General features: G+C 60.9%; 6 protein-coding genes and 1 other annotated feature. Of the genes, 5 read left to right on the plus strand and 1 reads right to left on the minus strand.

Going from position 1 to position 6781, the window contains the following annotated elements; genetic code table 11:
• Positions 1-129: 129 nt before the first annotated feature.
• Entirely contained in the window at positions 130-822 is a 693-nt protein-coding gene (locus ACTNBU_RS12150) for an alpha/beta hydrolase (protein WP_441034307.1), read from the minus strand.
• A 288-nt stretch (positions 823-1110) separates the two neighbouring features.
• Positions 1111-1336 (plus strand) — a binding site (T-box leader).
• A 35-nt stretch (positions 1337-1371) separates the two neighbouring features.
• On the opposite strand from ACTNBU_RS12150, the gene ACTNBU_RS12155 reads away from it, so the two are divergent.
• The 5 genes from ACTNBU_RS12155 to ACTNBU_RS12175 all read left to right on the plus strand — a co-directional run bounded on the left by ACTNBU_RS12155 (position 1372) and on the right by ACTNBU_RS12175 (position 6336).
• Complete coding sequence (locus ACTNBU_RS12155; protein WP_441034309.1) at positions 1372-1926, plus strand: YcxB family protein; 555 nt, start codon at positions 1372-1374, stop codon at positions 1924-1926.
• Positions 1927-1972: 46 nt separating this feature from the next.
• Positions 1973-2521, plus strand: a complete 549-nt coding sequence (locus tag ACTNBU_RS12160; protein WP_441034311.1) for a YcxB family protein — start codon at positions 1973-1975, stop codon at positions 2519-2521.
• Positions 2522-2560: 39 nt separating this feature from the next.
• Positions 2561-5209, plus strand: coding sequence for a valine--tRNA ligase (locus ACTNBU_RS12165; protein WP_441034313.1), 2649 nt, complete (start codon positions 2561-2563; stop codon positions 5207-5209).
• 80 nt (positions 5210-5289) lie between these two features.
• Positions 5290-5742 carry a GNAT family N-acetyltransferase gene (locus ACTNBU_RS12170; RefSeq protein WP_441034315.1) on the plus strand — a complete coding sequence of 151 codons (453 nt, stop codon included), beginning with the start codon at positions 5290-5292 and terminating at the stop codon, positions 5740-5742.
• Between the two features lie 204 nt (positions 5743-5946).
• The gene (locus ACTNBU_RS12175) at positions 5947-6336 is read left to right on the plus strand and encodes a YjdF family protein (RefSeq protein ID WP_441034316.1); all 390 of its coding nucleotides are present in this window, start codon (positions 5947-5949) and stop codon (positions 6334-6336) included.
• Positions 6337-6781 lie beyond the last annotated feature (445 nt).

Raw genomic sequence — 6781 nt, forward strand, 5'->3', positions numbered from 1 at the left:
ATTTTCGGACCGCATAGCGGTCCGAAAATCGAGACATTAGTCAGGCTGTCGGAAAAGTCTATGGACTTTTTTGACAGCCTGAGGGCCGCCCGGAAAGGGCGGCCCTCAGCTTCTCAATATCGTGCTTTCTCAGCAGTTCTCCGCCGTCCAGCGGTCCAGGACAGCCAGCTGCTCCGGCGTGTGGAACCAGTGCTCGCCGTCCTCCATGATGGTCAGGCGGCAATGGAAGCGGGCGGCGAAATCGTCCACGGTGCCGCGCTCCGTCAGATCGTCTTTCCCGGCATACAGAATGGCGGTGGGTGCGTCCCAGCGGGTGATGGGATGCTCCCGGGCGTAGCAGTAATAGGGCCAGGACAGCGTCTCCCCGAAGGCCGTGGGGATGGTCTGCTGCCGCTCCAGCTGTTCCTCCGACACACCGGCCCAGCCCATCATCCGGCGGATGAGACGCTCCATGTCCAGCACCGGCGAGACCAGCAGGCAGTTCTCCAGCTTCCCCGCGTCGCTGAGCATACTGAACCAGGCGCCGATGCTGTTGGCTCGGAGGGACACATGGGGCCAGCGGCTGTGGGCATAGTCCAGCACCGCGTCCAGCTCCGGCACCACGTGCCAGGGGTCGAAGCGGTCCATCTCATCCTTCCGGTACCCGTGGCCGGGAAGGTCGATGCTCAGGACCTGCCGCCCCCTGGGACAGACGATGTCCGCAAAGGCTGCCCCCTCCTCCTTGCAGCCGCATTTGCCGTGGACAAAGAGATAGACCTGCTCTGACGGCGGGCCCCACAGCATGGCGGGGATGTGTCCGATGGAAAGTGATACGGCATCCATGACAAGTCCTCCTCCAAAACAGGTTTGGCCGGCGGTCCGGCCTGTTTCTCTATCATAATGCGCACATTCCATCGGTGCGGCGCGCCGCGCCGATGGAAATACACATTGTGACAATGTCTGAATTCTATAAAACCGCTTTGCGGTTTATTCAGTATACATTATCATAGGACGAAACGCGCCGTTTTGCAAGGCCGTCCGACGCGGCGGCCCCGGAATTTTCCGGAAGCTCCGGTCCCTTCCGGCTCTTGACAATCGAAACCGGGTATACTATACTAATGCAGTATATTGGAAACTGCGAGGATGGGAAGCAGTACCCGGCAGGCGGACGCCAAGAGAGGGAACGGTTGGTGGAAGTTCCTGCGAAGCGGCCGGGGAAGTCGTCCCGGAGCATTGGGCTGAAAGAACAGTAAGCCGCAACGGCATCCCACCGTTACCGGGGAGAGACGTTATGCGTCAGTGAGTGCGGGAGCATCCCGAATCCAGGTGGTACCACGGACATTTGTTCGCCCTGAGCCGAAAGGCCCGGGGCGCTTTTTGTTGGAGGGCAGTATGATATTCAGAGTCGAGGAGACATGCACCTGGGAGGACTGGGACGCCTGGAGAAAGACCTATACCCTTCACGGGAGGGTCCTGGGCGGAGCGGTCCGGGCCACGTTTGGTTTTCAGAGAGCCTGGGGCGTGTTCATGATGGCCTTCGGCGGGCTTCTGATCCTGCTGGGTCTGCTGGGCGGCCTTGTCAACCTGATCACGCTGATCGGGGCGGCGGCCCTGTTGGCGGGTGTGCGGACCTTCCGCAGGAAAGACGCCAGGGAAGGCCTGGCCGACAGGCGGATGGAACAGCACTTCCGGTCGAATATCCAGGACAAGCCCATGCGGTTCACCTTTGAGGACGACGGCTTCTCCGTGTGGGAACCCGGCACCTCCGGCAGCTACCGCTATCACGCCGTCACCGGCGCCTGGGAGGACGAGGGGCGCTATTATCTGTTCCTGCAGGGGCAGATGCGATACATCCTGCAAAAAGATGCTTTCACGGCGGGCAGCCCCGGGGAATTCTGCACATTCCTCGCACAAAAGACCGGAAAAGCCCCGGAATACATCCAATGAACCGGGGGCGGTTTGTTTTGCTCCGGCCGGACAAGGAGAAAAGAGAATGGCATTGAGAATGATGACCCATACGGAATATGATTTCAGCAATGTAGAGGAGCTGCAGCGGGTGGTGGGGAGTACCGTGACCCGTGAGATTACCAGGCGCAGACGGATGTTCAACTTTCTGTGGGCGGCGGTGTGCCTGGGCATGACGGCATTCCTGTTTGCCCTTCAGACGGGGCACTGGGTGTTTGTGGCGATCTTCGGAGTTCTGGGCCTGTTTTTCCTGGCCCGGGGGATCTTCTTCTACAAGTTTGTGGCGCTGGGCGTTCAGATGACCATGGACAAGAGCGTCACCGGCAGCGACTTTATTCTGGAGAAGTCCTATATGCTGGCGAAAAACAACAAGACCAGCGGCCAGTATCCCTATGACGCCTGCCACCGTCTGCTGGAGACGGAGAGGAATCTCTACTATATTTTACAGAATGGACAGGGTCTGATCCTGGACAAGGCTAACCTGAAAGGCGGCAGCGTGGACGAGCTGCGGGCCTGGATGGAGAGTAAATGCGGCAAAAAGTGCGAATGGGTGGGGAAGCCCCACGGAAATATATAAGAAATACTGCAAGAATTTGTTATAGGAGAGACGAAACACATGAAAAAAGAACTGCCAAAGGTGTATGAGCCGCAGCAGGTGGAGTCCCGCATCTATCAGATGTGGATGGACGGCGACTGCTTCAACGGCGACCCCGATTCCGAGAAGAAGCCCTTCTCCATCGTCATGCCGCCCCCCAATGTCACGGGCCAGCTCCACATGGGCCACGCCCTGGACTCCACCCTTCAGGACATCCTGACCCGCTTCAAGCGGATGGAGGGCTATTCCACCCTGTGGCTGCCCGGCACCGACCACGCCGGCATCGCCACCCAGATCAAGGTGGAGGAGGAACTTCGGGTCAAGGAGGGCAAGACCCGCTACGATCTGGGCCGTGAGAAATTCCTCCAGCGGGTCTGGCAGTGGAAGGAGAAGTACGGCGGCCGCATCGTGGAACAGCAGAAGAAGCTGGGCGTCTCCTGCGACTGGAGCCGCGCCCGGTTCACCATGGACGAGGGCTGTTCCAAGGCCGTCCGGGAGACCTTCTGCGAGCTGTATGACAAGGGCCTGATCTACAAGGGCAGCCGCATCATCAACTGGTGCCCCCACTGCATCACCGCCCTGTCCGACGCCGAGGTGGAGTATGTGGACAAGCCCGGCCACCTGTGGTATATCCGCTATCCCCTGAGCGACGGCTCCGGCGATCTGGTGGTGGCCACCACCCGTCCCGAGACCATGATGGGCGATACCGGCGTGGCCGTGAACCCGGAGGACGAGCGGTTCAAGGATCTGGTGGGCAAGACCTGCATCCTGCCCATCATGAACCGGGAGATCCCCATTGTGGCGGATGATTACGTGGAGCTGGGCTTCGGCACCGGCGCCGTGAAGATGACCCCCGCCCACGACCCCAACGACTTCGAGGTGGGCCTGCGCCACAATCTGGCGGTCATCCGCTGCATCGGCGACGACGGCAAGATCAACGAGAACGGCGGCCCCTACAACGGTATGGACCGCTACGAGTGCCGCAAGCAGATCGTGAAGGATCTGGAGGAGCAGGGCTATCTGGTGAAGACCGAGCCCTACAACCACAACGTGGGCACCTGCTACCGCTGCCACAACGACGTGGAGCCCCTGATCTCCGCCCAGTGGTTCGTGAAGATGGAGCCCCTGGCCCAGGAGGCCCTGCGGGTGGTGAAGGAGGGCGAAGTGAAGTTCGTCCCCGAGCGGTTCTCCAAGACCTATATCAACTGGATGGAGAACGTCCATGACTGGTGCATCTCCCGCCAGCTGTGGTGGGGCCATCAGATCCCCGCCTGGTACTGCGACGACTGCGGCCACATCAACGTCAGCCGGGAGGATCCGACGAAGTGCGAGAAGTGTGGCTCCACCCATCTGACCCGTGACCCCGACGTGCTGGACACCTGGTTCTCCTCCGCCCTGTGGCCCTTCTCCACCCTGGGCTGGCCCGAAAAGACCGAGGACCTGGACTTCTACTATCCCACGTCCGTCATGGTGACCGGCTACGACATCATCTTCTTCTGGGTGGCCCGGATGATCTTCTCCGGCTGCGAGCAGATGAAGAAGATTCCATTCCACACCGTCCTCATCCACGGTCTGGTCCGGGACGACAAGGGCCGCAAGATGTCCAAGTCCCTGGGCAACGGCATCGACCCCCTGGAGATGGCGGAGAAGTACGGCGCCGACGCCCTGCGCTTCAACCTGATCACCGGCAACTCCCCCGGCAACGACACCCGGTTCTACACCGAGAAGTGCGAGGCCATGCGGAACTTCGCCAACAAGATCTGGAACGCCTCTCGCTTCGTGCAGATGAATCTGACCATCGACCAGTACCAGCTGCCCGCGGCGGACAAGCTGGAGCTGGAGGACAAGTGGGTCCTCAGCGAGCTGAACACGCTGGTGAAGGAAGTCACCGAGAATCTGGACGCCTACGAGATCGGCGTGGCCTCCGCCAAGGTCTACGACTTCCTGTGGGACACCTACTGCGACTGGTATATCGAGCTGACCAAGTCCCGCCTCAACGGCGCAGACGAGGAGGCCAAGCTGGTGGCCCAGAACGTGCTGTGCTACGTGCTGGTGGCCCTGCTGAAGCTGCTGCATCCCTTCATGCCCTTCATCACCGAGGAGATCTGGCAGGCCCTGCCCAAGACGGCAGGCGAGACCAGCCAGTACCTGATGACCTCCCAGTGGCCGGAGTACGATCCGGCGCTGGACTTCGCCGCTGAAGCAGAGGCCATGGAGGCCGTTATGGACACCATCAAGGCTATCCGCGCCCGTCGGGCGGAGATGAACGTGCCGCCCTCCAAGAAAGCGGAGATCATCCTGGTGACGGCGGAACCTGCCATCTACGAGCAGGGCAGCCACTTCATCCAGCGGCTGGCCTACGCCGACAAGGTGGAAGTCACCGGCGAGGCCCCTGCAGATCTCAACGGTCTGGTGAGCATTGTCACCCGGAAGGCCAACGCCTATATCCCCCTCAGCGAGCTGGTGGACTTCAAGGCGGAGTTGGAGCGCATCGCCAAGGAGAAGGAGAAGGCGGAGAACGGCCTGCGCATCACGGAGAAGAAGCTGGCCAATGAGAAGTTCGTAGCCAACGCCCCGGAGGCCGTGGTGAATGCCGAGCGGGAGAAGGCGGCCAAGTACCGCGAGCTCATCGCCAAGCTGGAGGAGTCCGCCAAGGCCCTGCAGGCGTAAGCGAACAAAACAGAACAAAGGCTGAAAGGAACAGCGCCCCCGTATCTTCGGGGGCGCTGTTTGCAAAAAGGAGAGTACAGATGGAGATCCGAAAACTGACCGAAGCGGAGAAACCGGCGGCCCTGGAGCTGGCCTGGCGGGTCTTTCAGATATTTGAGGCACCGGAGTACGCCCCCGAGGGGGTGGAGACCTTCCGGGCCTACGTACAGGACCCGTCCACGGCGAAGCATCTGACCGTGTACGGTGCCCTGGAAGGGGAGACGATGGTGGGCGTCCTGGCCCTCCGGACGGGAGAGCGGCACATCTCCCTGTTTTTCGTGGACGCGGACAGGCACCGCCGAGGCGTGGGGCGGGCGCTGTTTCAGGCCCTGCTGGGAGACACCGGCGGAGCGCCCCTGACGGTGAATTCCTCGCCCTACGCGGTGGAGATATACCGTCATCTGGGCTTCCAGGCAACAGACACGGAGCAGGTGCGGGACGGCATCCGCTATACGCCCATGCAGTTCGATGAAATCGGGAAAACAGACATATGAAGTCCGGGGCGCCATCGCCCCGGATTTTTCCGGTCCTCCGGCGGACCTACGGCCGCCTTGACCGCTGCATGGCCGGATGCTACAATGGAGCTGCAAAGATCAAAACACGGCCCGGTTGGTAGTCCGGGCGCGGCTTTGGCCGTCAGTAACCTGCCTCCTTGGTTGTCCATTCTTTGCGGAAGCTATTTTAAGGAGGAATTTGCCATGGGTGGAAACACACTGTACCTGACCGTCCTGTTTGAGCAGCCTTTCTGGATCGGCATTCTGGAGCGCAGCGGGGAGGGGCGGTACGAGGCCTGTAAAGTCAGCTTCGGCGCGGAGCCACGGGACGCGGAAGTCTACGACTTCCTGCTGCGGAATTACAGCCGCCTGGTCTTCAGTCCGGCGATCCGGCAGCCGGAGATGCCGGAACGGAGCATCAATCCGAAGCGGGCCCTGCGGGAGGCGCGGAAGGCGCTGGAGAGTGCCGCCGGCATCGGGACCCGCGCCCAACAGGCGCTCCAGCTCCAGCGGGAGCAGAACCGGCAGGAGCGGGAGGTCCGCACCCGCCGGCAGCGGGAGGCGGAGGAGAAACGTCGGTTCGATCTCCGATAGGAAAAGCGAAGGGAAAAACACAGGGGACATTGAGACCAATGGCAGAAAAACCGTCTGCGGAAGCAATTCCGCAGACGGTTTCAGGCTGTCGAAAAAGTCCATAGACTTTTCCGACAGCCTGCCTAATGTCTCGATTTTCGGACCGCGCAGCGGACCGAAAATCTGCCGCTGCGCGGCGCAAACGCCTGCTAACGCAGGCTTTTTGCAGACATTCGATTCCATACGAAGGGGCTCCCGCCCCCTCGTACTCCCCCTGCAAAAAAGAACTTCTTTCCTTCAAACAGGGGATTTTCGACAAGCTGAAACCGTCTGCGGAAGCAATTCCGCAGACGGTTTCAGGCTGTCGAAAAAGTCCATTGGACTTTTTCAACAGCCTTCACAATGCCTCGCTTTTCTGCCCGCGCATCGGGCCGAAAAGCTGCCGCTGCGCGGCGCAAACGCCTGC

The sequence above is a fragment of the Dysosmobacter sp. HCP28S3_G4 genome (genome assembly GCF_052065175.1).
Classification (GTDB): domain Bacteria; phylum Bacillota; class Clostridia; order Oscillospirales; family Oscillospiraceae; genus Oscillibacter.

Coding starts and splice junctions, on each gene's coding strand:
- ACTNBU_RS12150 (WP_441034307.1), bottom strand. CDS start 822: ATGGATGCCGTATCACTTTCCATCGGACACATCCCCGCCATGCTGTGG.
- ACTNBU_RS12155 (WP_441034309.1), top strand. CDS start 1,372: ATGATATTCAGAGTCGAGGAGACATGCACCTGGGAGGACTGGGACGCC.
- ACTNBU_RS12160 (WP_441034311.1), top strand. CDS start 1,973: ATGGCATTGAGAATGATGACCCATACGGAATATGATTTCAGCAATGTA.
- ACTNBU_RS12165 (WP_441034313.1), top strand. CDS start 2,561: ATGAAAAAAGAACTGCCAAAGGTGTATGAGCCGCAGCAGGTGGAGTCC.
- ACTNBU_RS12170 (WP_441034315.1), top strand. CDS start 5,290: ATGGAGATCCGAAAACTGACCGAAGCGGAGAAACCGGCGGCCCTGGAG.
- ACTNBU_RS12175 (WP_441034316.1), top strand. CDS start 5,947: ATGGGTGGAAACACACTGTACCTGACCGTCCTGTTTGAGCAGCCTTTC.